We start from the raw sequence: 25088 nt of genomic DNA, 5'->3' as shown, positions 1-25088 counted from the left end.
TCAGGCAAACAGGCGCAGGGCGGTGACCGATCCCGCAGCGATGCCGCGGTCGTCCATGCGCGAGTGAATCGCTTTGAGTTGCTGGCGAATGGTCTGCAGACCGGCCTCGGTCAGCGGCCGGCCGGCGTCATCGACCAGATCGGCCTTGAGGGACCGCGCCAGTTGCTGGGCAAACAATACCGCCCGGTCAAAGACCGTGGCGCATCCGGCGACACGCGGCACGTCAAACAGCAGGGTGACCTGGCTGAAACGCTTTTCCAGCAGTTCCTGCGACACGAACGGCCGGCTGTCGCTGGACATCAGCGTATACAGGTGACTGCCGGAGTCCGAATAGGCATGAAACTGCCCGTCCGCCTCCAGCTTCATGCCGTTGGCCTCGGCAAGGCTGCGCAGCTTGGTGCCGAAGAACGGCTGGCCGGCCACCAGGTTGATGCCGACCAGCACGTCGACCTCGGCGCAGAAAGCATCAAGGTCACGGGCTTCGCGCAGCACTTCGTCGCGCTGCGGCAGCGCCACGTCGGCATTGAAGCCGGCGGCAAAGGCCAGCACCTGGTCGTTGAAACGCTGGATGTCTCCCTCGCTGATCAGGCCGCGCCGGTCCACCAGTTGCAGGCCGATGTCCAGCTCGGCCAGCGCTGCTGCCGGCGGCTCGCTGCCGGCCAGCACCCAGTCGCCGTGCGCCAGCTTGGCCACCATCTGCACCTGCCGCTCGACACCGATGCGCGGCCAGGCGGGCAGGCGCACCGGCGGATCAAAGCGCACGGTGGCGATGAAGTCGAGAGAAGGGTCCAGCAGGGCCCGGGCCACCGCCTGGCAGTCGTCCTGGTCCAGCGACGGACCGGCAGGCACCGGTACTGCTTCGGCCACCAGCGCCTCTTCCGCCAAGGGCGGCACCGGCAAGTATTCGGCCTCGGCCGGCAGTTCCACCGGTTCGGCAGCCACGGCCACCACCGGCGGCACCACGTCGGTGGCGAGATCAGGCAAGGCCGGTTCGACCAGTGGCGCCGCGGCCACCTGTGGCTCCGGCGCAACCAGCGGCACGTCGTCGGCACCGAGGGTCGGCAGCGGTTCGGCTGCCGGCAGCACCGGGTCAGGCTCAAGCGCCGACAGGGGCGGCAGGCCGGTGTCCGGGCGGTCGTCAGCCTCGCCGGCCGTGTTCAGCCGCGGCTCCAGCCGCTCGCCCCCCATGCCGTCGCGCACCTGGGCCGGCGCGGCGTCAAGCAGCGGGTCGCCCTGGTTTTTCTGGAAGGCTTCACGGGTTTTCTGGCGGAAACGGTGCTCCTGCCACTGGTTGTAGCCATACACCAGAGCAATCACGAATGCCCCCACGCCAAGGAGGCCATAGTGCAGGTCGGTCATTACGTCGCAGTACTGTCGATGATCGGAGTAGTCCGGCGATTATACCCAGCGTTAGCGCGGGTGCATGTACTGCGTACCTTTTCTCAGGCGTCGCGCATCTTCAGTGCTTCGACAATGTCGACTGCCACGATACGGCTGACCCCCTGCTCCTGCATGGTCACGCCCACCAGCTGCTCGGCCATTTCCATGGTCAGGCGGTTGTGGCTGATGTACAGGAACTGCGTGCGGTCGGACATTTTTTTCACCAGCTCGCAGAAGCGCCCGGTATTGGCGTCGTCAAGCGGCGCATCCACTTCGTCCAGCAGGCAGAACGGCGCCGGATTGAGGCGGAACAGCGAAAACACCAGGCTCATGGCCGTCAGGGCCTTTTCGCCGCCGGACAGCAGATAAATCGTGCTGTTCTTTTTGCCAGGCGGCTGGGCAATGATCTGCACCCCGGCATCGAGCAGGTCCTCTCCGGTCAGCACCAGCCGCGCCTGTCCGCCGCCGAACAAAAGCGGGAACAGCTCGGTCATCGATGCATTGACCGCATCGAACGTGGTCCGCAGCTGCTCGCGGGTTTCGCCGTCGATCCGGGCGATGGCCTCCTCCAGCGTATTCATCGCCGCCACCAGGTCATCGTGCTGGTGGGCCAGATAGCCTTCACGCTCGCGGGCGGCTTCCAGCTCGTCCAGCGCTGCCAGGTTGACGGCACCCAGCGCGGCAATCGCCTGCGCCAGCCGGCCGATATCGGCCGTCAGGGCACCGGCCTTTTTTGCCTCCGGCAGCAGCGCGACCAGCGCCGCTTCGTCGGCACCGGCCTCGCGCAGTTCTTCGTCAAACCGTTCGAAGGCCAGCCGGGCCTCCTGGGCCTTGAGCAGCATCTGGCTGATGGCCTCGCGCACCGGCGACAGGCCGGCTTCGGCTTCGGTTCTGGCACGGGTGTACTGCCGCAGCCGGGCTTCGGCCTCGTGGGCGGCATCCCGTGCCTGGGTCACCGATTCCAGCGCCTGTTCGCGGGCGTACAGGGCTTCGTGCAGGCGGTCTTCCAGATCGTCGTCGAGGTATTGCTCGGCTTCCAGCACCAGGCTTTCCAGCCGTTCTGCCAGGCTTTCCAGACGCTCTTCGAGATCCTGCTGCCGCCGGGTCAGCTCATCCACATGCTGGCGGGCCGAGGCCAGCTGAAAACGGCTTTCCTGCGCCTGCCGCTCCAGTTCGCGCGCCTTGTCACGGGCCAGTGCCAGCCCGGTTTCCGCGTCCAGCCGCGCCAGCCGGACTTCTTCCAGCTCGCCGTCCAGTTCTTCCAGCGCCATGGCGGCCTCCTCGGCCGTCAGTTCGGCGTCGTCGATGGCCTGCCGCTCGTGGGCTTCGTCTTCCTGCAAGCGCTTTTGCTCGGCCTCGATCGCGGCCGCCCGGGCCTCGCCCTGTTCGCGCTGCTGCTCGAGCCGTGAACGCTGCAGGCGGGTGTCGGTATCCTGCTGGCGGGCGGCTTCCAGCGCCTGCTGCGCGTCGCGGATGGCCTCGCGCGCGACCTGGCGTTCGCTGTCGAGCTGCGTCAGCCGGGCTTCGGCTTCCCACAGCGCCGGCTGCACTTCGCCGATACGGACCCGCAGGGCGTCCAGTTCGGCCTGACGCGCCAGTGGCGAGCCTTCGGCGGACGGTGCGAAATACTGGACGGCAGTCGGGCTGACCACATGGCCTTCGGGGGTAAAGCAGCGCTCCCCGGCTGCCAGCCGGTCGCGGGCCGCCAGTGCTTCTTCCAGCGAGCCGGCCGAACAGGCACCGGCCAGCATGTCGTGCAGCCACGGAGCAAAGCGCTCGTCGCTCAGCCGTACCCGTTCCAGCAGGGGCGTCAGCGCAGCGGCAGGGCGCAAAGCACCGGCTGTTGCCGGCCGGTCCACCAGCACCACCGGCGCCGGCGGCACGCTGCCCGGCAGACGCCCGGTCTGGCGGACGGTGGCCGTGCCCAGCGCCGCTTCCAGCGCTGCCTGCCAGCCCGGTTCCACCTGCAGGACGGCGAGCAGGTCCGGCGCGTCGGCCAGTCCTTCCCGGGCCAGCCAGTCAGCCAGTCCGGCGCGCGCCAGCGCGGTGTCGATCTGCCGTTGCAGGGCGCTGGCTTCGGCTTCGTGGCGGGCCAGCTCGTCGCGCAGGGTGGCGCGCTGCTGTTCGTGCTGCTCGCGGGCTTGATCCAGCGCCGAGAGGGCGGCTTCCTGTTCAGTCGCCTGCTGGCGGGCAGCCAGCAGGGCGGAGGCAGCCGCTTCGCTGGCTGCCACGGCGGCCGCCAGTTCGCCGGGGGCCGGCAGGTCCAGCACGGCGGCTTCGTCGGCTAGCCGGCCCCGCCGTTCGGCCAGTGCGCGCAGGGCGCGGGCGCCATGCTCGGCCTGCTGCCGGGCGAGGTCGCGCCGGCGGGTCAGTTCGGCCAGCCGGTCGGTCAGGCCGGCAAGCTGCTGGTCCAGCTGCCGGAAACGGAGTTCGGCGTCCGGCAGGCTGTCGTCTCCGCTTTCGCGGGCAAATGCGGCATCCTCGGCCAGCAGCTCGGCTTCGGCCTGGCGTTCGTGCCAGTGGGCCAGCTCTTCGCTGACCTGGTTGGCCTGGGCCGACAGGGCCACCTGCTCGGTGCGGGCGGCGTTGCGGTCGCGCTCGATGCGGGCGGCGTTGTCCTTGACGTGGCGGGCCTGTTCTTCCAGCCGGGCCACGTCGGCGCTGACGCCGGCCAGATGCTGCTGGCAGCGGTCGACCTGCTCGTTGGCGGCGAAATGCGCTTCGCGGGCTTCTTCGATGGCTGCGTCCAGTTCGCTGCCGCGCCCGGACAGCATGGCCAGTTCGGTTTCCAGCCGGGCCAGTTCGGCCTGCGCGCGGGCTTCGCCTTCCTGGGCTTCGCGTTTTTTCACCAAGGCCAGCAGGTTCTGCTGCTGCGCCAGCTGCTCGCGCATGGTCTGGTACTGGCGGGCGACCTCGGCCTGTCCGGCCAGCCGGTCGACCTGGCGGGTGAGTTCTTCGCGGATGTCGTTCAGGCGCGACAGGTTGTCGCGGGTGTCGTTCAGGCGCGACTCGGTTTCGCGCCGGCGTTCCTTGTATTTGGACACGCCGGCGGCTTCTTCGAGGTAATGGCGCAGCTCTTCGGGCTTGGCTTCGATGATGCGCGAAATCATGCCCTGCTCGATGACGGCGTAGCCCTTGGTGCCGACGCCGGTACCGAGAAAGAGGTCGGCAATGTCGCGCCGGCGCACCTGCTGGCCGTTGATCCAGTAGCTGGAATCACCCTGACGGGTGAGCACGCGCTTGATGGCGATTTCGCCGTACTGGCCCCAGGCACCGGCAGCACGGCCTTCGCTGTTGTCGAACACCAGTTCGACCGATGCGCGGCCGGCGGGCTTGCGGGTGGAGGAGCCGTTGAAGATCACGTCCTGCATTGATTCGCCGCGCAGTTGTTTGGCGGACGATTCGCCCAGCACCCAGCGCACGGCGTCGATCACGTTGGACTTGCCGCAGCCGTTGGGTCCGCACACGGCCACCAGTTGCCCGGGTACGGGGATGGCGGTGGGATCGACAAAGGACTTGAAGCCAGCGAGCTTGATATGGGTCAGACGCACGGTTGCAGGGATATCCGGTAAGCAGGAAAGAGGCGGATTCTACCGGGCTTGCCGGCCGGCCGGGCAGCCTTCGCCGCCGGTGCGGCATGCCGCGGGCCGGTGAGCCATGCCATAATCGGCACATGGACACTCTCTGCCTTTCGCACCATTTCCTGATCGCCATGCCGGACATGGAGGATTCCCTGTTTGCCCGCGCGGTGGTTTACATGTGCGACCACGGTGAGCAGGGCGCCATGGGCGTGATCATCAATCACGGTGCCGACCTGACGCTGGACAGCCTCCTGGGGCAGATCGGCCTTGATGGCTGCCGGCCCGACCAGGTGGGCCTGCCGGTGTTTGTCGGCGGTCCGGTCCAGTCCGACCGCGGCTTCGTGCTGCACGAGCCGATCGGCAACTGGCAGTCGTCGCTGACCGTGACCGACAACGTGGCGCTGACCACGTCGCGCGACGTGCTGGCGGCTGTCAGCCACCACGAGGGGCCAGAGCGCCTGATCGTGACACTGGGTTACGCCGGCTGGGAACCCGGGCAACTGGAACACGAACTGGCACAGAATGCCTGGCTGACGGTGCCGGCCGACATGCGCATCGTCTTTGACCTGCCGGTGGCCGACCGTTACGACGCCGCCATCCGGCTGCTGGGCATCGAGCCTTCGGCCCTGTTCGGCAGCGCGGGGCATGCCTGATGCAGGCACAAGGCAGCTGGCTGGGCTTTGATTTCGGCGAAGCCCGCATCGGTATTGCAGTCGGTGACCGGCTGGTCGGCATCGCCCATCCGCTGGAAACCCTGAGTGCGCCGGACAATGACAGCCGGTTTGCCCGCATTGCAGCCCTGATCGGCGAATGGCAGATCAGCGGTCTGGTGGTCGGCCTGCCCACGCATGCCGACGGTACGCCGCACGAGATGACCCGGCTGGCCCGGCGGTTTGCCCAGCGCCTGCACGGCCGTTTCGGCCTGCCGGTGGTACTGGTGGACGAGCGTCACAGTTCGCTGCTGGCGGAAGACCTGCTGCGCGAATCCGGCCGGCGTGGCCGCAAGCAGAAGCCGGTACTGGACCAGGTGGCAGCCCAGGTCATCCTGCAAAGCTTTTTCGACCAGGGCGGTGAGGCATTCGACCCGACCCGGCCGATGGCAGAGGGCAAGGACGACTGATGCGCTGGATCGTACTGACCGGCCTGATCGTCATGGCACTGGCCGGCGCCCTGATGCTGTATCGCCAGGGCGAAAAGGCCGTGGCCAGCCAGGACTGGCGCCGGGTACAGGGAACGGTAACGGAAAGCCTGGTTGACCGGCGGGCAGCGCGCTCCAACGAGCGCCAGTGGGATTACAAGGCGATCATCCACTATCGCTATGAAGTGGATGGCCGGCCATATGCCGGCACCCAGCGCCGTTTCCCCGAACCGGGCTACAGCACGACCGAAGCTCCCGAGGCCGAAATTGCTGCCCGCTATCCGGGCGGCAGCCCGGTCTGGGTGTACGTCAACCCGGCCAATCCGGCAGAAAGCGTGCTGGAAACCGGTCGCCACTGGACTGTCTGGGCCGGCATTGGTCTGGCGCTGGCCGTGGCCCTGATTGCGGGATACTTCTTGCTGCACGGCTGACCAGCTGTGTGTTTATCCCCAGAACGGCAGCACGGCAATGTGCACCGGCTGTGGACAAACAGCATAAACCGCTGTTTTTACGTAGAAATTAACTACCGTCTGTTTTTTAGGCAGCTTGTAACCCGGGAAAAGTTGTCCACAGCACACTGTTCCAGTTGCCCCCGCCCGGCGGGGATGGCTGACAGGAAAAAGTGTGGATAACCGCTTCAAGTCATTCTGCCAGCAAGGGAAATCCGGTTTGCCCAAATTTTGGGCACCCCCTACTCAATCCGGAATCAAAGACAAAAAAATCACCAGCTCAAGGCCGGTGATTTCATTTACTGGCATCTTCACTTGACGATGCGCAAGCGGCTTCCCCCTCCAGAGGGTTCGGGAGGCGGTACTCCGGCCTCATGTCCGTCACTGCCATCTTCATCCAGGGCGTGCAGCCCTTCCGACTGCTCATCCTCCAGCTCAAACCCCATCCCTTCGCCGGTTTCCCGGGCGAAAATGGACACGACATTGCCTACCGGCACATGGATCTGCTGGGAAATGCCACCAAAACGGGCGGAAAAACTGATCCAGTCGTTGCCGATATCCAGCCCCTGCGTGGCAGAGGGTGCGATGTTGAGGACAATCTCGTTGTCGCGCACGTACTGATGCGGCACCTGTACCCGGTCATTGACCCAGACGGCCAGATACGGCGTGTGACCGTTGTCGACACACCACTGCCACAGGGCTCGCACCAGATAGGGTTTGGTCGAAACGCTCATTATTTGCGCATGGCCTTTTCGGCCGGAGTCAGCGAATCAATAAAGGCCTGGCGGGTGAAGATGCGCTCGGAGTACTTCAGGATCGGAGCAGCAGCCTTGCCAAGATCAATGCCGTAATGCTCGAGGCGCCACAGCAGCGGGGCAATGGCCACGTCGATCATGGAGAACTCGTCACCCAGCATGAATTTCTGCCGAGAAAACACCGGAGCAATGGTGGTCAGGCTGTCACGGATGGCTTCGCGGGCTTTTTCGGCCTCGGCCTTTTTCGGTGCACCTTCCAAGGTTTTCACATGGGTGAACAGCTCGTTTTCGAAGCGGTGCAGGAACAGGCGGGCACGGGCACGCATGATCGGATCGGCCGGCATCAGCTGCGGATGCGGAAAACGCTCGTCGATGTATTCGTTGATGATGTTGGATTCGTACAGGATCAGGTCACGCTCGACCAGGACCGGCACTTCGTTGTACGGATTCATGACCGCAAGGTCTTCCGGCTTGTTCAGCACGTCCACATCCTGGATCTGGAAATCCATGCCTTTTTCGAACAATACGATACGGCAGCGGTGGCTGAAGGGATCGGTCGTACCCGAATACAGTGTCATCATTTTGGCGGCAACCTTTTCAAAATAAATATCCGGCATGAACACCCCACCTGCCGTGGGGCGGGCAATCAGCGGGATTGTAGCACTGCCCTCCAGGCCCTTGCCAGACAAGAACCGCAAGCCATTGATCCACAAATGAAAACAGGCGGACCAATTGATCCGCCTGTCATTTCACGTTACTGGAATCAGTGTATGTCTTTCCAGTATTCCTTCTTCAGCAGGTAGGCCAGCGGCAGCATGACCAGAACCAGGAACATCAGTACGACGTATCCGACCTGGTGACGCTTGACTTGGGACGGCTCGCCCATGAATACCATGTAATTGGTGAGGTCGGCCATGCGCTGGTCGAACTCGCGGGTATCCGGCTTGCCGTTGACCATGCGGGTCATGGTGCCGGGGGTGACCAGCTCCAGTTTCTGCACGTCATGACCGTTTTCCTTGACGGTAACGAGGCGCTGTTCGCCTTGCCACTGCCAGAACACGTGCGGCATGCCTACCTTGTCAAACACCAGGTTGTTCCAGCCGGTCGGACGGGTTTCGTCACGGTAGAAACCGCGCAGGTAGGTGTAGATGTAGTCTGCACCCCGGGCACGCGCCATCACCGACAGGTCCGGCGGCACGGCGCCAAACCAGTTGGCACCGTCCAGCGGCTGCATGGCCACTTTCATGGTGTCACCGATCTTGGCATTGGCCGGCAACAGGTTGTCCTTGATCTGCTGCTCGGACAGCGCGATGTCCTGCAGCCGGTTGTAACGCATGGCCTGGGCGCTGTGGCAGGACAGGCAGTAGTTGTTGAACAGCTGGGCACCGCGCTGCAGGCTTTCGGTATCCCGCAGGTCAATCGGAGCCGGATCCAGGGCCGGACCAGCAGCAGCGGCCATGGCAGCTCCTGCCGGCAGGGCCAGCAGCAGGGTAGCGGCGAGGAATTGGCGGATGGTTTTTTTCATGACTTGTCGCTCCCTCAATCAAACCAGCTTGGCAAATGCCCAGGCACCGCCCAGAGCGATTGCCACCAGCACAGCGAAGGTCAGTTGACGCTTGCCGTTGGTTTCGGTCACGCGCTCCGGCACCGGCACCGAGCCGATATCGTTGCGGGTGTAGAACGGCATGGCCAGGAAGAACAGGAAGTAGACAACCGACAGCAACTGGGCGATGACGGTACGCACGTTGGTCGACGGCATGGCCCCCAAGATACCCAGACCGATAAAGGCGATCACGAACAGGGTGACGGCAATCTTGAACTTCGGACCACGGTAACGGATCGACTTGACCGGGCTCTTGTCCAGCCACGGCAGGAAGGCGATCAGCACCACGGCACCACCCATGGCCAGCACACCCCACACCTGGGTACCGAAGAACGACGGCACGGCGCGCAGGATGGCGTAGAACGGAGTGAAGTACCAGACCGGTGCAATGTGCAGCGGGGTCTTCAGCGGGTCAGCCGGGTCAAAGTTCGGCTTTTCGAGGAAATAACCGCCGCCTTCCGGAGCAAAGAACACGATGGCGGAGAACACGATCAGGAACACCACCACACCCAGGATGTCCTTGACGGTGTAGTACGGGTGGAACGGAATGCCGTCCAGCGGGATGTGCGTGACCGGATCCTTGTTCTTCTTGATTTCAACACCGTCCGGGTTGTTCGAGCCGACTTCGTGCAGCGCGATCAGGTGAGCGACCACCAGACCCAGCAGCACCAGCGGCACGGCAATCACGTGCAGGGCGAAGAAGCGGTTGAGGGTGGCATCGGACACCACGAAGTCGCCGCGGATCCACACCGACAGGTCCGGACCGATCACCGGGATGGAACCGAACAGGTTGACGATCACCTGGGCACCCCAGAACGACATCTGCCCCCACGGCAGCAGGTAGCCCATGAAGGCTTCGGCCATCAGTGCGAGGAAGATCAGACAGCCGAACACCCACACCAGTTCGCGCGGAGCCTTGTACGAGCCGTAGATCAGGCCACGGAACATGTGCAGGTACACCACGACGAAGAACATCGAGGCGCCGGTCGAGTGCATGTAACGGATGATCCAGCCACCGGCCACGTCGCGCATGATGTATTCCACCGAGTAGAAGGCGGTGGCCGCATCCGGCTTGTAGTTCATCGTCAGGAAGATGCCGGTGACGATCTGGATGACCAGCACCAGCATGGCGAGCGAACCGAAGAAGTACCAGAAATTGAAGTTCTTCGGTGCGTAATACTCGGAGACGTGGGCTTTCCAGGTCGACGTCAGGGGAAAGCGCGCGTCGATCCAGTCAAGGACCGCTTGTTGCTTGCTCATGTGTTTCGCCTCTTTATTACTTGTCATCACCGATCAGCAGCGCGGTGTCGCTCAGGTACTTGTGCGGCGGAATTTCCAAGTTGGACGGGGCCGGAACACCGGAGTACACCCGGGCAGCCAGGTCAAACTTGGAGCCGTGACACGGGCAGTAGAAGCCACCCAGCCAGTCCGCACCGAGGTCGGCCGGTGCGAGGTCCGGACGGAAGGTCGGCGAACAGCCAAGGTGGGTACAGATGCCGACGGCAACCATGATCTCCGGCTTGATCGAGCGGGTGGCGTTCTGGCAATACACGGGCTGCTGGGGCATTTCCGATTTCGGATCAACCAGCTTGCCGTCCAGCTTGGGAAGGTTCTGCAGTTGTTCCGGCGTACGCGACAGCACCCATACCGGCTTGCCACGCCACTCGACGTTGATTTTCTGACCCGGCTCCAGCTTGCTGATGTCCACTTCCACCGGTGCGCCGGCAGCCTTCGCCCGCTCGGACGGGAAGAAGCTCAGCAGGAACGGGGTTGCCACACCGACGGCAGCCACACCACCAGCGGCGCTGGTGGCCAGCGTCAGGAAGCGGCGGCGACCCTTGTCGACTTGCTGCTCACTCATTGGTTTGATCCTCAAACAAGAAATCTGGCTAAACCACGTGATTTTAACTGAATACCCGTATGGCTTAAAGCCGAGCCAGGCAAAATCTCCCTGCAACTTCTGCGGGAATGGTCTAGCTTCAAAAATTATCTACAAAAACAACCACTCAGATCGGATTGTCGATTTCGACATAACGGGCATCCAGCCCTTGTTCCCGCAGCCAGCGGGTCAGGGACTGCACGCCAAAGCGCTCGGTGGCATGATGACCGGCCGCCAGGAACGCCACTCCGCTTTCGCGGGCCAGATGACAGCAGTACTCCGACGCCTCGCCGGTAATGAAGGCATCGACGCCCAGATCGACTGCATCGGCAAACATGCCCTGCCCGCCCCCGGTACACCAGGCAACGCGCCGGACCGGCCGCTCCAGGGAGCCGATCACCAATGGCAGACGCTCCAGGGCCCCGGAGGTGCGCAGCGCCAGCTCACCCACATTGCATGAATTTTCCGGCACACCCCAGGCCAGCAATCCTTGCTCGCCCGCGGTTCCCTGCGTCTGCAACCCCAGCGCCTGCGCCAGGCCTGCGTTGTTGCCGAACTGCGGGTGGGCATCCAGCGGCAGATGGTAAGCCAGCAGGTGCAGGTTGTTGGCCAGCAGGGTTGCCAGCCGTTGCCGCTTGATGCCGGTGACGGCAGCAGGTTCGCCCTTCCAGAAGTAGCCGTGATGCACCAGGACCGCATCGGCATCCAGCCGCACGGCTTCGTCCAGCAACGCCTGGCTGGCCGTCACGCCACACACGACCCGCTCGATCCGCCGGGCACCTTCGACCTGCAGGCCGTTCGGACAGTAATCCTTGAATTTCCACGGTTCCAGCAATGTATCCAGGCGACTGACCAGTTCAATCACATCCATGCGTAATGACTCCTGACGGGACAAACAGCCGCTATTGTGACGGTTCCGGCCCGGAGACACACCTTTGGATACAGCATCGCCCGCAGCAAAAGCGCGGGCGATGCATTTACCATCAAATCAACCTGAAAAATTGCCGGAAGACATTACATGTTTGGATAGTTCGGCCCGCCACCGCCTTCCGGCGTCGTCCAGGTAATGTTCTGTGTCGGGTCCTTGATGTCACAGGTCTTGCAGTGCACGCAGTTCTGCGCATTGATCTGCAATTGCGGCACGCCGCTGTCCTGTCCGACGATTTCGTACACGCCGGCCGGACAGTAACGCTGCTCCGGTGCATCGTAGAGGGCCAGATTGACCTTGACCGGTACCGCGGGGTCCCTCAGCCGCAGGTGGATCGGCTCGTCCTCGCGGTGGTTGGTACTGGAGAAAAACACGTTCGACAGCTTGTCGAACGTTAGGACCCCGTCCGGCTTCGGATAGTTGATCTTCGGCATCTGGCTGGCCGGTTTGAGCGTCATGTTGTCCGGCTGCTTGTGATGCAGCGTCCACGGCGCCCGGCCACGGAACAGGTACGTGTCGATGGCCGAATACGCGATGGCCGGAAACAGGCCCCAGTGGAACGACGGCCGGATGTTGCGCACGGTGAAGAGTTCGTCATGCAGCCAGGACTGCCTGAGCTTCGCCGGATAAGCCGTTGCTTCAGCCGCCGGGGAATCCTGTCCCAGAAGGTCAAACACCGCATCGGCGGCCAGCATGGCCGATTTCATGGCCGTGTGCGTACCCTTGATCTTCGGTACGTTAAGGAAACCGGCAGTGTCACCGATCAGCATGCCGCCGGGGAAGGTCAGCTTCGGCAGCGATTGCAGCCCGCCTTCGGCCAGTGCACGTGCGCCATAGGCAATGCGGCGGCCACCTTCAAAGACACCACGAATGGCCGGGTGTGTCTTGAAACGCTGGAACTCGTCGTAGGGCGACATGTGCGGGTTCTGGTAATCCAGACCGACAACAAATCCTACGACCACCTGGTTGTTTTCCAGGTGATACATGAACGAGCCGCCGTAGGTTTTGGTATCCAGCGGCCAGCCGACCGTGTGCGTCACCGTACCCGGCTTGTGCAGCTCCGGCTTCACCTCCCACAGTTCCTTGATGCCGATGCCGAAAGTCTGCGGATCGGCACCGTCATTGAGGTTGAAGCGCTCCATCAGGAGCTTGGTCAGCGAGCCGCGACAGCCCTCGGCAAACAGGGTCTGCTTGGCCCACAGCTCCATGCCCGGCTGCCAGGCGTCGGTCTGCCGGCCTTCGCGGTCCAGCCCCATGTCGCCTGTGGCCACACCCTTGACCGAGCCATCCTCGTTGTAGAGCACCTCGGCAGCGGCAAAACCTGGGTAGATTTCCACTCCCAGCGCCTCGGCCTGCTCACCCAGCCAGCGGCAGAAATTGCCCAGACTGACAATGTAATTGCCGTGGTTGTGCATCTGCGGCGGCGTGGGCAGGGTGATGGAGCTGCCCTCGGTCAGGAACATGAAACGGTCGGCCCCGGCCGGCGTGTTCAGGGGAGCACCCTTCTCGCGCCAGTCCGGAATCAGCTCGGTCAGTGCGCCGGTTTCGATCACGGCGCCCGACAGGATGTGGGCACCGATTTCCGACCCTTTTTCCAGCAGGCAGACGCTGATTTCGCGTCCGGCTTTTTCAGCCTGCTGCTTGAGACGGATCGCCGCAGCCAGCCCGGCCGGTCCCCCACCGACGATCACTACGTCGTATTCCATGTATTCGCGTTCCACGCACGCCTCCTTATTTTGTCCTTTGCAGGGATGACAGCCACTATTGCATGCCCCGCCCCCGTCGTCAAACGGCCGTTTGAATCAGCAAGATGCTGCATTGCAGCAGGTAATTTTACCCAAAATACCGGAAAACAACCCACAAAACATCGCAAATGTCATTGCATTTTTCGGGTACGTCAGACAAACGCCTGAATACCCGTCTGTGCCCGTCCCAGAATCAGGGCATGGATGTCATGTGTTCCCTCGTAGGTGTTGACGGCCTCCAGGTTCAGCACATGACGGATCACGCCGAATTCGTCGCTGATGCCGTTGCCGCCCAGCATGTCGCGCGCCATGCGCGCAATACCCAGTGCCTTGCCACAGTTGTTGCGCTTGATCAGCGACACCATCTCCGGAGCCGCCGTACCGGCATCCATCAGCCGGCCCACCTGCAAGGCGGCCTGCAAACCGAGGGCAATCTCGGTCTGCATCTCTGCCAGTTTCCATTGCACCAGCTGGTTGGCGGCCAGCGGCCGGCCGAACTGCAAGCGGTCCAGCACGTACTGGCGCGCGGTGTGCCAGCAGCTTTCCGCCGCCCCCAGCGCGCCCCAGGCAATACCGTAGCGGGCCTTGTTGAGACAGGAAAACGGACCTTTCAGGCCGCGGACACCGGGCAGGCAATGCGAATCCGGCACCATGACACCGTCCATGACGATCTCGCCGGTCACCGACGCACGCAGGCTGAACTTGCCTTCGATCTTCGGTGTCGAGAGCCCGGCCATGCCGCGCTCCAGGACAAAGCCGCGAATGTCGCCTGCGTCATCCCTGGCCCAGACCAGCAGCACGTCGGCAATCGGGCTGTTGGTGATCCACATCTTGCTGCCGGACAGCAGATAGCCACCGTCCACCTTGCGTGCCCGGCTGTGCATGCTGCCCGGGTCCGATCCGGCATCCGGTTCGGTCAGGCCAAAGCAGCCCACCAGCTCACCACGCGCCAGACCGGGCAGCCAGCGCGCCTGCTGTTCCGGTGAGCCATAGGTAGCAATCGGATACATCACCAGCGAGCTTTGCACGCTCATGGCCGAACGGTAGCCGGAATCCACCCGCTCCACCTCGCGCGCCACCAGCCCGTAAGCCACGTGTGAAACGCCCGCGCAGCCCCAGTCGTTCAGCGTACAGCCCAGCAGGCCCTGCTCGCCCATTTCGCGCATGATGTCGCGGTCAAACTGCTCGTGCCGGAACGCCTCCCGCGCCCGAGGAGCCAGCCGCGCCTGACAGAAGCTGCGGGCACTGTCCCGGATCAGGCGCTCCTCATCAGTCAGCTGCTGTTCCAGCTGCAAGGGGTCTTCCCATACAAAACGGCTGCTGCCGGCGCCGGCATGCGTCATGGCACTGCTCCCTGGTCACGGACTGCTCTGGTTTTGCTGCGTGGAACCGGTCATGCATGCCGGCCCTGGAAACAGCAAAGGGCACCCCTCGGCACCCTTTGCTGGCAATGCTTATCCGGCCATGGCCGGCATCATGCCGACCTCAACAGCCGGGCAGCGTCCAGCGCAAAGTAGGTCAGGACACCGTCAGCCCCGGCCCGCTTGAACGCCAACAGGCTTTCCAGCATGGTCTTGTCGCGGTCGAGCCAGCCATTCTGCGCCGCAGCCTGCAACATGGCGTACTCCCCCGATACCTGATAGGCAAAGGTTGGCACGGCAAACTGGTCCTTGACCCGGCGGATGACGTCAAGATACGGCAGCCCCGGCTTGACCATCACCATGTCGGCGCCTTCTTCGAGGTCGGCCGCCACTTCGTGCAATGCCTCGTTGCTGTTGCCCGGATCCATCTGGTAGGTCTTTTTGTCGGCCTTGCCCAGGTTACCGGCCGAACCGACGGCATCACGGAACGGGCCGTAGAAGGCCGACGCGTACTTGGCGGCGTAGCTGAGGATGCGTACGTGGATATGGCCTTCGGCTTCCAGCGCCTCGCGGATGGCGGCAATGCGGCCGTCCATCATGTCGGACGGCGCCACCACGTCAGCACCGGCCGCCGCGTGGCACAGCGCCTGGCGGACCAGCACGTCCCGGGTCACGTCGTTGATGACGTAGCCCTTTTCATCAATGATGCCGTCCTGGCCGTGGGTGGTGTAGGGATCCAGCGCCACGTCGGTAATCACGCCCAGTTCCGGAAAACGGGCCTTGAGTGCGCGCACCACGCGCGGCACCAGCCCGTCCGGGTTCCAGGCCTCGGCTGCATCCAGCGACTTGCCGGACTCGATGACCGGAAACAGTGCCAGGGCCGGTACGCCCAGTTCCACCGCCTCGGCCGCCGTGCGCAGCAGGTGATCAAGGCTCTGGCGCACCACGCCCGGCATGGACACCACCGGCTCGGTCCGGTCTTCACCTTCCAGCACGAAGACGGGATAGATCAGGTCGGCAGCAGTCAGGACATTTTCACGCATCAGGTCGCGGGAAAAGGCATCACGGCGCATGCGGCGGGCCCGCCACGCGGGGAAGGAACGGCTAACGGGAGTCATCGGAACATCCTTGTTCATTTCTTGTTCAGGAGTCGAACAAAATTGCCGACCAGCAGCACAAACTTGGCGCCAATCAGCAGGATCCAGAACCATACATCTTCAAAAACGGTCATGTCAGCCTTTCGCGTACCGACTTGACGTGCCCGGGCAGGGTAGGACGGAAGCCCGACAGCCAGGTCTCCAGCTCGGCCGGCGGCAGCCCGCGGGCCAGCCACCAGCCTTGCAGGTAATCGCAGCCCAGCTCGGCCAGATACACCGCCTGGGCATCGGTTTCCGCACCTTCGGCTACTACGGTCATGTCGAGCGTGCGCGCCATCGCCATCACGGTGTCCACGATGCCGCGCGCGTTGGAATTGGTTTCGATGTCCTGGATGAACGAGCGGTCGATTTTGAGGCGCTTGATCGGCAACTGGCGCAACTGGGCCAGATTGGAATAACCGGTGCCGAAATCGTCAATCGACAACTGGATGCCGATATCCTCGAGCGCGTGCAATACGCCCAGCGCCTGGTTCATGTCTTCCACCAGCATCGATTCGGTCAGTTCCAGCTCGATGCGGTCGGCCGGCAGGGCGTAACGCACCACCAGTTCCTGCAGTTTGTCGACCAGCAAGGGATCACACAGCTGGGCTGCCGACAGGTTGATGGCCACGATGAAGTCATAACCATACAGCTCGCGCCACGATGCCAGCTGGGCACAGGCCCGCTCCATCACCCAGTCACCCAGCGACAGGATCAGGCCGCACGATTCGGCCACCTGGATGAATTCGTCCGGCGGCACCATGCCGAGCGTCGGGTGATTCCAGCGCAGCAGGGCTTCCACGCCGGCCACGCGGCCATTGCGCAGGTTGAGCTGCGGCTGGTAGGCCAGCCACAGGCCAAGACCGTCCTGGAGCAGCGATTCACGCAGGCCGGCTTCAATCACGTTTTGCCGTTCATGCCGCGCATTGAGTGCAGCCGAGAACGACACCACGCAGTTGCCGCCTTCCTCCTTGGCCTGCCGCACCGCGAGCCCGGTGTTGATCAGCAGTTCCTCTGCCGTCGAGGCATGATCCGGCAGCAAGGCCATGCCGATGGAGGAGTTGGCCTGAAGTGTGACGCCCGATACCGTCATCGGCAACCCCAGCCGCTCATGGATGCGCCGGGCAAAACCGTTGGCATCTTCCAGTGCCAGTGCCGGCATTGCCAACAGGAATTCATCCACCCCCTGGCGGGCACACCAGCCGGTTTCACCGGCCAGCTGCCCGATATTGCGGGCCTGGGCGACCAGTACGGCATCACCGATCCGGTGACCATAGGTTTCGTTGATCTTGCGGAAGCGGTCGATATTGATGAAGAACAGCGCCAGCTGCCGGGACTGCCACAACTCCGCTTGCAGGCGATCGATAAAGGCATTGCGGTTCATCAGCCCGGTCAGGGCATCTGTTTCCGCCAGCTTGCGGATGTGCCACTCGCGCTCGGTCAACTGGTCAGCCATCGAATCCAGCGAATGCGACAGCTGGGCGATTTCGTCTCCGCCTTCCAGCCGTGCGTGCACCCGTTCGCCACGACCGAAACGCAGGGCAAAGTCCACCAGCTGCCTCAGGCGGGAGTTGATCACCATGCGGAACAGCACGAACAGCACCAGCGACACCGCCAGCATGGCCGATGCCAGCCAGGCGGCTTCGTGTTCGGCCTCGTGCCGGAACTGCAGGTACAGGGGATGCAGGTTCCAGCGCATCAGGATGGCCCCCTTGCGTGCCGAGCGCAGTGCCGGGGATTCCGAGTGCAAATGGATGCCGGCCACGGAATGAAACACGCCGACCGGCTCACCGCCACGCACGAGCAGGCTTTCATCCCGGATGGCATCGCCCACCACGTCCGGTCGCCAGCCCTGGCCCAGATCCCGCCAGTTCTTGCCGACCCAGGCAAACCGCGAAGCTGCCTGTACCTGCCCGCGGTCATCAATCACGACCAGCGACTCCACGTACGGTTCGGCGCCCATCAGCGACACCACCCGCTGCACGCTGGCGATGTCACGCTCCTCCAGAAGACCGCTGATGATCCCTTGCAGATGGTTCATCTCGCTGCGGACTTCCACTTCTGCCATCTGGCGTACCTGGACTTCGGTCTGGTTCACGCGATACACCATGACCAGGCACACGAGGCTCAGCACCAGCGCCACAGTGACTACCGGAACGGTCCGTGCCAGCGGATAACGGGTCAGCCAGCGCATGATCATGACTTGACCTCCCGCACCAGCCGGTCGTCCAGCAAGGTATCCAGCCGGACCGGCCGCGTCAGCAGGTCCATTTCACGCATTCTGGCGGCCAGCCGCACCAGCACCGGATTCAGTTCGGAGTTTTCCGGATTCAGGAGTGTCCGGTTGGCCCGGATTCCCGGAAACTTCATGGCCTCCAGAGCCTCCTGGACCTGTGAGGGAGTCAGTGCCTGACGCTCGGCCACGACGGCAATGGCGGCCGGATCGTAGCGCAACAGGCGGTCAACGGCATCGAACCAGGTCTGCGCAACCTGCTGCAACTGCCGCTGCTTGTCCTGCGGCAGCGAGCGCCGGAATACCAGTACATCGGTAATCTCGCCGGGCACATTCGCACTACTGAAAATCTGCACGGCACCACGGGCCAGCTGCTGGCTGCGGTATGGCTCGAACGTTACCAGTGCATCCACGTTCAGGGCCGAGAAATCCAGATTGTGCCGTCCCATCGGCACATGGACGATGCGGGTCTGGCTGATGTCGAGATTGCGGCTGTCAAAGGCCCGCCCGAGGAGATAGGCACCGACCACCAGGCTGTCGACCCCGACCCGCCTGCCGACCATGTCCTCGACCCGCTTCAGGCCGGGGCGAGCCAGGAGCACGTCGGCTCCGTCGGAATAATCGACCACCAGCCCGATGCTCAGGTCGGGCACCAGTTGCGCCAGCGACAAGGCTTCGTCCAGCGTCACCGCCACGGCATCCAGGGCACCGTTACGAAATGCCCGCATGCCTTCGCTGGTGGAGGTGAATTCGGCCAGCCGCACCGAGGACGGCAGCGACTGGTTGGCCCGCGCAACGAACAGGGGCTCATAGCCCAGCCACCGGTTGACGCCGATTGTTACGGACACCGGCGGCTCGCCGCTGCATCCGGCCAGTATCCCCAACAATCCCAGCCACACCAGCAGCCGACGCCAGCCCTTCATGACAATTCCCCTTGGATAACCCAAGGATTATGCCCTTTTTATAAGTGGCCACTTGAACTGAAATCAAACAAAACGCCCCCTGCACAAGGCAAAAGGGCGTTGACAACAGACAGGGTGGCCAGCCAACAGCACGGCATCAGCGGTCAGGCCGCGGCCGGTGCGCCTGCGCGAATGGCTTCGGCAATCTCCCCGGCCCAGCGCCGGGCCAGATCGGCATCATCCGCCTCGACCATGACCCGCACGACCGGCTCGGTACCGGAGGGGCGCAGAACCACACGGCCATGACCGGCCAGCGCAGCCTCGGCCGCGGCCAGCGGCACGGCAGCCGCTGTCTGCCAGTCCTGGCCCTTGGCCAGCCGCACATTGATCATGGTTTGCGGGAACGGCTGCCACTCCCGGCAAATGCCGGCCAGATCGGTATTCAGCTGCTGCATGGCAGCAAACACCTGCAAGGCCGACACGATGCCATCGCCGGTGGTATGCCGGTCGAGGCACAGGATATGCCCGCTGGCCTCGCCACCGACCTGCCAGCCGCGTTCATGCAGTTGCTCCAGGACATAGCGGTCACCCACCCTGGCGCGGGCAAATCCGATATTGCGCGACTCCAGGGCCAGTTCCATGGCCAGATTGGTCATCACGGTTCCGACCACGCCGCCGACCAGCTCACCCCGTTGCTGGCGGGCTCGCGCAATCACGTAAATCAGCTGGTCACCGTCATACAGGCGGCCCGCCGCATCCACCATCATCAGGCGGTCACCATCTCCGTCCAGCGCCACGCCGAAATCGGCATCGTGCTGCAGGACTGCCGCCTGCAAATGCTTGGGGGCTGTTGCACCGCAGCCATCGTTGATGTTGAAGCCGTCAGGCGCGGCACCGGTTGCCACCACCGTGGCTCCCAGCTCATGGAACACGGCCGGAGCAATGTGATAGGTCGCACCGTTGGCACAATCCACGACGATCTTCAGCCCACGCAGATCCAGGTCATTGGGAAACGTGGCCTTGCAGAACTCGATATAGCGGTCAGCAGCAGTATCGATCCGCTTGGCACGCCCCAGCTCCCTGGAGGCACAGGTTTCCATCGGCTGGTCCATCAGGCTTTCGATCCGGGCCTCCAGCGCATCGTCGAGCTTCCGCCCGCCTGCGGCAAAAAACTTGATGCCGTTGTCCGAATACGGATTGTGCGAGGCAGAAATCATCACTCCGGCATCCAGACGCAGGGCACGGGTCAGGTAGGCAATCCCGGGCGTCGGCAGCGGACCGGTCAGGCGTACGTTGACCCCCGCCGCAGTAAACCCGGCCTGCAATGCCGCTTCCAGCATGTAGCCGGACACACGGGTGTCCTTGCCGATCAGCACGGTCGGATGCGGGCTGTCGCTGCCGACCAGCACCTTGCCGGCGCAATAGCCCAGCTTGAGTACGAAATCCGGAGTGATCGGCGGTTGCCCCACTTCTCCACGCACGCCATCGGTGCCGAAATACTTGCGTTGTGCCATCAGGTTCCCCTCAGGCTGGCTGGCGGCCAGCTCGTTGAATACAGTCGGTCAGTTGCGGGCGAGGCCGGCATCCTTCAGCGCCTGCCAGACGGCCAAACCCTCACGAGTTGCGGCCACATCATGCACACGCACCACGGCAGCACCACGCTCGGCAGCCAGCACGGCGGCCACAACGCTTGATACCGTCCGGGCGGCAGGCTCGGTCACTCCGGTCACCGCCCCCAGCATGGACTTGCGCGACATGCCGACCAGCACTGGCGCCAGCGTGCCAAGGCGAGGCAGATCGTCCAGCAGCTGGTAGTTGTGCATCACGGTCTTGCCAAAGCCAAAGCCGGGATCGACCAGCAGGCGTTCCGCGGCGATGCCGGCGGCAAGACAGGCAGCAACGCGAGCCGACAGATAGGCATGAACCTCGTCCTGCACCCGGGCATACCTTGGTTGCTGTTGCATGGTGGCCGGATCCCCCTGCTTGTGCATCAGGCAGATGGCGGCTGGGCAAGCCGCCAGCAGGGCCAGCGCGCCGTCGTCTTCCAGCGCGGCGATATCATTGATCAGGTCCACTCCCAGCGCCAGCCCGGCCTGCATCACTGCCGTTTTCCGGGTATCAAGCGACAGCGGCACACCGCATCCCTGCAAGGCTTCCAGCACCGGCAGCACCCGGTCGGTTTCTTCGCTGGCACTCACGACCGGTGCATTCGGGCGGGTCGATTCACCGCCGATGTCCAGCAGGTCGGCACCTTCGGCCATCAGCCGGTCCGCCTGCGCCAGCGCGGCGTCACGCCCCTGAAACCTGCCGCCATCCGAAAAGGAATCCGGTGTGACATTCAGGATGCCCATGACCAATGGTCGGTCAAGGGAAAGCCGGTAACGGCCGCAAGCAAGGTGGGTCATGGCGGGAAAAGGAAAATCCGGTCAACAAAAAAAGCGGCAGGCCAAGCCTGCCGCGTGATTATCGCACTCCCGCCGGACCGGCGGGCAAGATCAGTGTTCCTGTGCCGGTGTAATGGTCGGCGCCGGAGCCGGACCGCTGGGAGCCGGCGGCACGCTGCCACCACCCACGCTGGCATTGGGCTTCGGCGGACGAGGCGGACGGCCTTCCATGATGTCGTCGATCTGTTCGGCATCAATGGTTTCCCATTCCAGCAGCGTCTTGGCCATGACTTCAACCTTGTCGCGGTTTTCATCCAGCAGGCGACGGGCCAAAGCGTACTGCTCGTCGATGATGCGGCGGATTTCCGCATCCACCTGCTGCATGGTGGCTTCGGACAGGTTCTTGTGCGTGGTGATGGAACGGCCGAGGAAGACTTCGCCCTCGTTCTCGCCGTAAACCATCGGACCGAGCCTGTCGCTCATGCCGTAACGGGTCACCATGTCACGCGCCATCTGGGTAGCACGCTCGAAGTCGTTGCTGGCTCCGGTGGTCATCTGGTTCATGAACAGCTCTTCGGCGATACGGCCACCAAACAGGATGGCGATGCGGTCCAGCAGATAGCCACGGTCGTAGGCAAAACGGTCCTGTTCCGGCAACTGCATGGTCACGCCCAGCGCACGGCCGCGCGGGATGATGGTGACCTTGTGCACCGGGTCGGATTTCGGCAGCAGCTTGGCAACCACGGCATGACCAGATTCGTGATAGGCGGTGTTCTTCTTTTCGTCCTCGGTCATGACCATGCTGCGGCGCTCGGCACCCATCATGATCTTGTCCTTGGCCGACTCAAAGTCATCCATGTCTACCAGACGCTTGTTGCGGCGAGCGGCAAAGAGGGCAGCCTCGTTGACAAGGTTGGCCAGGTCCGCACCCGAGAATCCCGGTGTACCGCGGGCGATCACCGACGGATCGACATCGTTGGAAATCGGTACCTTCTTCATGTGCACGCCGAGGATCTGCTCGCGCCCACGGATGTCCGGCAGCGGCACCACGACCTGACGGTCGAAACGGCCCGGGCGTTGCAGGGCCGGGTCCAGCACGTCCGGCCGGTTGGTGGCAGCGATGACGATCACCGTGCTGTTGGTATCAAAGCCGTCCATCTCGACCAGCAGCTGGTTGAGGGTCTGTTCGCGCTCGTCATTGCCACCGCCGAGGCCGGCTCCGCGCTGGCGGCCGACTGCGTCGATTTCATCGATGAAGATGATGCAGGGAGAATTCTTCTTGGCGTTCTCGAACATGTCGCGCACACGGGCTGCGCCGACGCCGACGAACATTTCCACGAAATCCGAACCGGAGATCGAGAAGAACGGCACCTTGGCTTCGCCGGCGATGGCTTTGGCCAGGAGGGTCTTGCCGGTACCCGGCGAGCCGGCCAGCAGGATGCCGCGCGGTACGTGACCGCCCAGGCTCTGGTAGCGGGTCGGGTCGCGCAGGTAATCCACGATTTCCCGCACTTCCTCCTTGGCTTCGTCACAACCGGCCACGTCGGCAAAGGTAACCGTGTTGGTTTCCTGGTCCAGCATCTTGGCGCGGCTCTTGCCGAAGCTGAAGGCACCACCACGACCGCCACCCTGCATCTGGCGCATGAAGAACACCCAGACACCGATCAGCAACAGCATCGGGAACCAGCTGATGAAGATGTTCATCAGCATCGAGGGCTCTTCTTCAGGCTTGGCTGCGAAGCGCACGTCATGCTTGAGCAGGTCGTTGACTAGCTGCGGGTCGTACGGTGCGTAGGTCGTGAAGCTACCGCCGCTGGACAGCTTGCCCTTGAGCCACTGGCCACGCAGCGGATGACCTTCGATGGTGACGCTTTGCACGCGCCCGGCATCAAGGTCGGAGATAAATTGCGAGTAGTCGATCAGGTTCTGTGTGTCCTGGCGACGGCTGAACTGGTTGAATACGGTCATCAGCACGAGGCCGATGATCACCCAGATCGCGATGTTCTTGCCGATGTTGTTCAAGAGGAGGCTCCTTTACGCCCTGCGAGGCACACAGTGGTCCCTGAATAATCCATTGTAATCAGCCCTTCCGGCACTGTCAGCGCAAACCCTTGCCGAGCAGGTATATTTCGGCTGAACGATCGCGTGATGCCTTGGGTTTGCGAGAGAGCACCTGCGTAAAACCGGACCGCATGGCGGCAAGGTAGTCATTGAATTCACTGCCCTGGAAAACCTTGACCAGAAACGCGCCGCCGGGCTTGAGATGGCTGCGCGCAAAATCCAGCGCCAGCTCGCACAGATAAGCCGCCCGCACCTGGTCGATACTGGCCATCCCGGAGAGATTGGGGGCCATGTCCGAAATCACAAGGTCCAGCGGACGCCCCGCCAGCAGGGTTTCGAACTGCTCCAGCACGGCATCCTCGCGAAAATCGCCCTGGATGAAATCCACGCCGGGGATGGCCGCCATTTCGAGAAGGTCGAGGGCAAACACCCGGCCGCTGTCGCCGACGATGCCGGCAGCCACCTGCGACCAGCTGCCGGGTGCCGAGCCGAGGTCGGCCACGGTCATGCCCGGACGCAGCAACTTGTCCTTGTCGTGGATTTCCAGCAGCTTGTAGGCTGCCCGCGAACGGTAGCCCTCTTTCTGGGCCATGTGCACCCAGTGGTCGTGAACATGTTCGTTAAGCCAGGCCGCGCTGGTCTTGGATCGGGCCATACAGTAAAATCGCCTTTTGAAACCGATATTTGCAGATTAGACAATGAGAATCGAACTGACCCCGGAACAACGACAGTATCTCAAGGGACTGGCCCATGCGCTGAATCCGGTGGTAATGATTGGCAACAATGGCTTGAGCGACTCGGTCATCCGCGAAATTGCCGTCAATCTGGATGCCCATGAGTTGATCAAGGTGCGCGTACACGGCGACGACCGCGAAGTACGCGCGGCATTGTACGGGCAAATCTGCGATGACCTGGATGCCGCACCGGTCCAGATGATCGGCAAGCTGCTCGTCATTTACCGGCCGTCCGACAAACAGCGCATCAGCCTGCCTTCCGGCCGGAAAAAACCTGCCGCCTGATGCCTTGGTCATCAGCCTGACAGCAAAGGCGCAGCCTACCGGCCGCGCCTTTTGCTTTGCTTAGCACCGCCAGTCAATCCGTACGGGTGACATACACCAGCCCGCACAGGCTTTGTACCAGCAGCAACAGGCTGGAAATGGCCTGCCAGGTGGCAAAGCCACCGCCAAACACCCCGGTCGCCGCTTGTGCTGCACTGGCTTTGAGCCCGACCAGCATCGGCGCGATGGCAAAGTGATTGACCAGCGTGCAGGCCAGCATCAGCAACAGCAGCCAGAATCCGCCTTCGCGCATGCCGGCCAGACCATGCCGCCACAGCCAGTCAACCAGCAGGACCACGGCACAAACCAGCCCGACCCAGCCCATGGTACCCAGCAGCCGCCATGTCAGGCCGCTGGCAACATCCCGGCTCAGGGCGGAAAACAGCAAGGGCGCCACGATCAGCCCGATCGTCCAGACGCCTCCGATCCAGATCGTCTGCGCCACGCGCCGCGACCAGTCCAGCACTCCGTCCATCGCCCCCTCCGGCAGCCTGC

22 protein-coding genes are annotated in these 25088 nt (G+C 63.3%); 4 read left to right on the top strand and 18 right to left on the bottom strand.

Annotation, left to right across the window (positions count from 1 at the left end):
• A complete protein-coding gene (locus G542_RS0112285; RefSeq protein WP_012698320.1) occupies nucleotides 1–1359 on the bottom strand; it encodes a cell division protein ZipA C-terminal FtsZ-binding domain-containing protein in 1359 nt (452 codons plus the stop codon).
• 83 nt (nucleotides 1360–1442) lie between these two features.
• Nucleotides 1443–4931, bottom strand: a complete 3489-nt coding sequence (gene smc, locus G542_RS0112280; RefSeq protein ID WP_027824266.1) for a chromosome segregation protein SMC — start codon at nucleotides 4929–4931, stop codon at nucleotides 1443–1445.
• 122 nt (nucleotides 4932–5053) lie between these two features.
• Here smc and G542_RS0112275 point away from each other — a divergent pair, with 122 nt between their 5' ends.
• The 3 genes from G542_RS0112275 to G542_RS0112265 are packed head-to-tail and all read left to right on the top strand — an operon-like array spanning nucleotide 5054 to nucleotide 6530.
• A complete protein-coding gene (locus tag G542_RS0112275) occupies nucleotides 5054–5614 on the top strand; it encodes a YqgE/AlgH family protein (RefSeq protein ID WP_012698322.1) in 561 nt (186 codons plus the stop codon).
• Complete coding sequence (gene ruvX / locus G542_RS0112270) at nucleotides 5614–6081, top strand: Holliday junction resolvase RuvX (protein ID WP_027824265.1); 468 nt, start codon at nucleotides 5614–5616, stop codon at nucleotides 6079–6081. Before G542_RS0112275 ends, ruvX begins: the two co-directional genes overlap by 1 nt.
• The gene (locus G542_RS0112265; protein WP_012698324.1) at nucleotides 6081–6530 is read left to right on the top strand and encodes a DUF3592 domain-containing protein; all 450 of its coding nucleotides are present in this window, start codon (nucleotides 6081–6083) and stop codon (nucleotides 6528–6530) included. Before ruvX ends, G542_RS0112265 begins: the two co-directional genes overlap by 1 nt.
• A 329-nt stretch (nucleotides 6531–6859) precedes the next feature.
• Here G542_RS0112265 and G542_RS16820 read toward each other — a convergent pair whose 3' ends face one another.
• The 15 genes from G542_RS16820 to G542_RS0112185 all read right to left on the bottom strand — a co-directional run bounded on the left by G542_RS16820 (nucleotide 6860) and on the right by G542_RS0112185 (nucleotide 24190).
• Nucleotides 6860–7282: a ClpXP protease specificity-enhancing factor gene (locus tag G542_RS16820; RefSeq protein WP_012698327.1), complete on the bottom strand. Its 423-nt coding sequence runs from the start codon at nucleotides 7280–7282 to the stop codon at nucleotides 6860–6862.
• The gene (locus G542_RS0112255) at nucleotides 7282–7884 is read right to left on the bottom strand and encodes a glutathione S-transferase N-terminal domain-containing protein (protein WP_027824264.1); all 603 of its coding nucleotides are present in this window, start codon (nucleotides 7882–7884) and stop codon (nucleotides 7282–7284) included. Before G542_RS0112255 ends, G542_RS16820 begins: the two co-directional genes overlap by 1 nt.
• Nucleotides 7885–8066: 182 nt before the next feature.
• Nucleotides 8067–8828, bottom strand: a complete 762-nt coding sequence (locus G542_RS0112250; protein WP_027824263.1) for a cytochrome c1 — start codon at nucleotides 8826–8828, stop codon at nucleotides 8067–8069.
• A gap of 18 nt (nucleotides 8829–8846) precedes the next feature.
• Nucleotides 8847–10166 carry a cytochrome b gene (locus tag G542_RS0112245; protein WP_012698330.1) on the bottom strand — a complete coding sequence of 440 codons (1320 nt, stop codon included), beginning with the start codon at nucleotides 10164–10166 and terminating at the stop codon, nucleotides 8847–8849.
• 16 nt (nucleotides 10167–10182) lie between these two features.
• Nucleotides 10183–10767, bottom strand: a complete 585-nt coding sequence (gene petA, locus G542_RS0112240) for a ubiquinol-cytochrome c reductase iron-sulfur subunit (RefSeq protein WP_012698331.1) — start codon at nucleotides 10765–10767, stop codon at nucleotides 10183–10185.
• A 145-nt stretch (nucleotides 10768–10912) separates the two neighbouring features.
• Nucleotides 10913–11656: a Nif3-like dinuclear metal center hexameric protein gene (locus G542_RS0112235; protein WP_027824262.1), complete on the bottom strand. Its 744-nt coding sequence runs from the start codon at nucleotides 11654–11656 to the stop codon at nucleotides 10913–10915.
• A gap of 143 nt (nucleotides 11657–11799) precedes the next feature.
• Nucleotides 11800–13419 carry an electron transfer flavoprotein-ubiquinone oxidoreductase gene (locus G542_RS0112230; RefSeq protein ID WP_012698333.1) on the bottom strand — a complete coding sequence of 540 codons (1620 nt, stop codon included), beginning with the start codon at nucleotides 13417–13419 and terminating at the stop codon, nucleotides 11800–11802.
• Between the two features lie 191 nt (nucleotides 13420–13610).
• A complete protein-coding gene (locus tag G542_RS0112225; RefSeq protein WP_027824261.1) occupies nucleotides 13611–14801 on the bottom strand; it encodes an acyl-CoA dehydrogenase in 1191 nt (396 codons plus the stop codon).
• A gap of 131 nt (nucleotides 14802–14932) precedes the next feature.
• Nucleotides 14933–15937 (bottom strand): porphobilinogen synthase, encoded by a 1005-nt coding sequence (gene hemB, locus G542_RS0112220; RefSeq protein ID WP_034985807.1) that lies wholly within the window; start codon nucleotides 15935–15937, stop codon nucleotides 14933–14935.
• A 109-nt stretch (nucleotides 15938–16046) separates the two neighbouring features.
• Nucleotides 16047–18155, bottom strand: coding sequence for a putative bifunctional diguanylate cyclase/phosphodiesterase (locus tag G542_RS17605; RefSeq protein WP_051190049.1), 2109 nt, complete (start codon nucleotides 18153–18155; stop codon nucleotides 16047–16049).
• Nucleotides 18152–19111, bottom strand: coding sequence for an ABC transporter substrate-binding protein (locus tag G542_RS0112205; RefSeq protein WP_027824260.1), 960 nt, complete (start codon nucleotides 19109–19111; stop codon nucleotides 18152–18154). The genes G542_RS17605 and G542_RS0112205 overlap by 4 nt, the downstream gene beginning before the upstream one ends.
• A gap of 143 nt (nucleotides 19112–19254) precedes the next feature.
• Nucleotides 19255–20604 carry a phosphoglucosamine mutase gene (gene glmM, locus G542_RS0112200; RefSeq protein WP_012698339.1) on the bottom strand — a complete coding sequence of 450 codons (1350 nt, stop codon included), beginning with the start codon at nucleotides 20602–20604 and terminating at the stop codon, nucleotides 19255–19257.
• 48 nt (nucleotides 20605–20652) lie between these two features.
• Complete coding sequence (folP, locus tag G542_RS0112195) at nucleotides 20653–21495, bottom strand: dihydropteroate synthase (protein ID WP_012698340.1); 843 nt, start codon at nucleotides 21493–21495, stop codon at nucleotides 20653–20655.
• Nucleotides 21496–21585: 90 nt separating this feature from the next.
• The gene (gene ftsH, locus G542_RS0112190; RefSeq protein WP_012698342.1) at nucleotides 21586–23496 is read right to left on the bottom strand and encodes an ATP-dependent zinc metalloprotease FtsH; all 1911 of its coding nucleotides are present in this window, start codon (nucleotides 23494–23496) and stop codon (nucleotides 21586–21588) included.
• A gap of 76 nt (nucleotides 23497–23572) precedes the next feature.
• On the bottom strand, nucleotides 23573–24190 hold the full coding sequence (locus tag G542_RS0112185; protein ID WP_027824259.1) for an RlmE family RNA methyltransferase: 618 nt from the start codon (nucleotides 24188–24190) through the stop codon (nucleotides 23573–23575).
• A 43-nt stretch (nucleotides 24191–24233) separates the two neighbouring features.
• Between G542_RS0112185 and yhbY the strand changes: the two genes are divergently transcribed.
• Nucleotides 24234–24554 (top strand): ribosome assembly RNA-binding protein YhbY, encoded by a 321-nt coding sequence (gene yhbY, locus G542_RS0112180; protein ID WP_012698344.1) that lies wholly within the window; start codon nucleotides 24234–24236, stop codon nucleotides 24552–24554.
• A 73-nt stretch (nucleotides 24555–24627) separates the two neighbouring features.
• Here yhbY and G542_RS0112175 read toward each other — a convergent pair whose 3' ends face one another.
• A complete protein-coding gene (locus G542_RS0112175; RefSeq protein ID WP_051190048.1) occupies nucleotides 24628–25068 on the bottom strand; it encodes a DUF4149 domain-containing protein in 441 nt (146 codons plus the stop codon).
• Nucleotides 25069–25088 lie beyond the last annotated feature (20 nt).

Origin of the sequence: Laribacter hongkongensis DSM 14985 (assembly GCF_000423285.1) — a bacterium.
Classification (GTDB): Bacteria; Pseudomonadota; Gammaproteobacteria; order Burkholderiales; family Aquaspirillaceae; genus Laribacter; species Laribacter hongkongensis.
The sequence above is the reverse complement of the archived record's forward strand: the minus strand, read 5'-3'. Positions and strand labels throughout refer to the sequence as shown.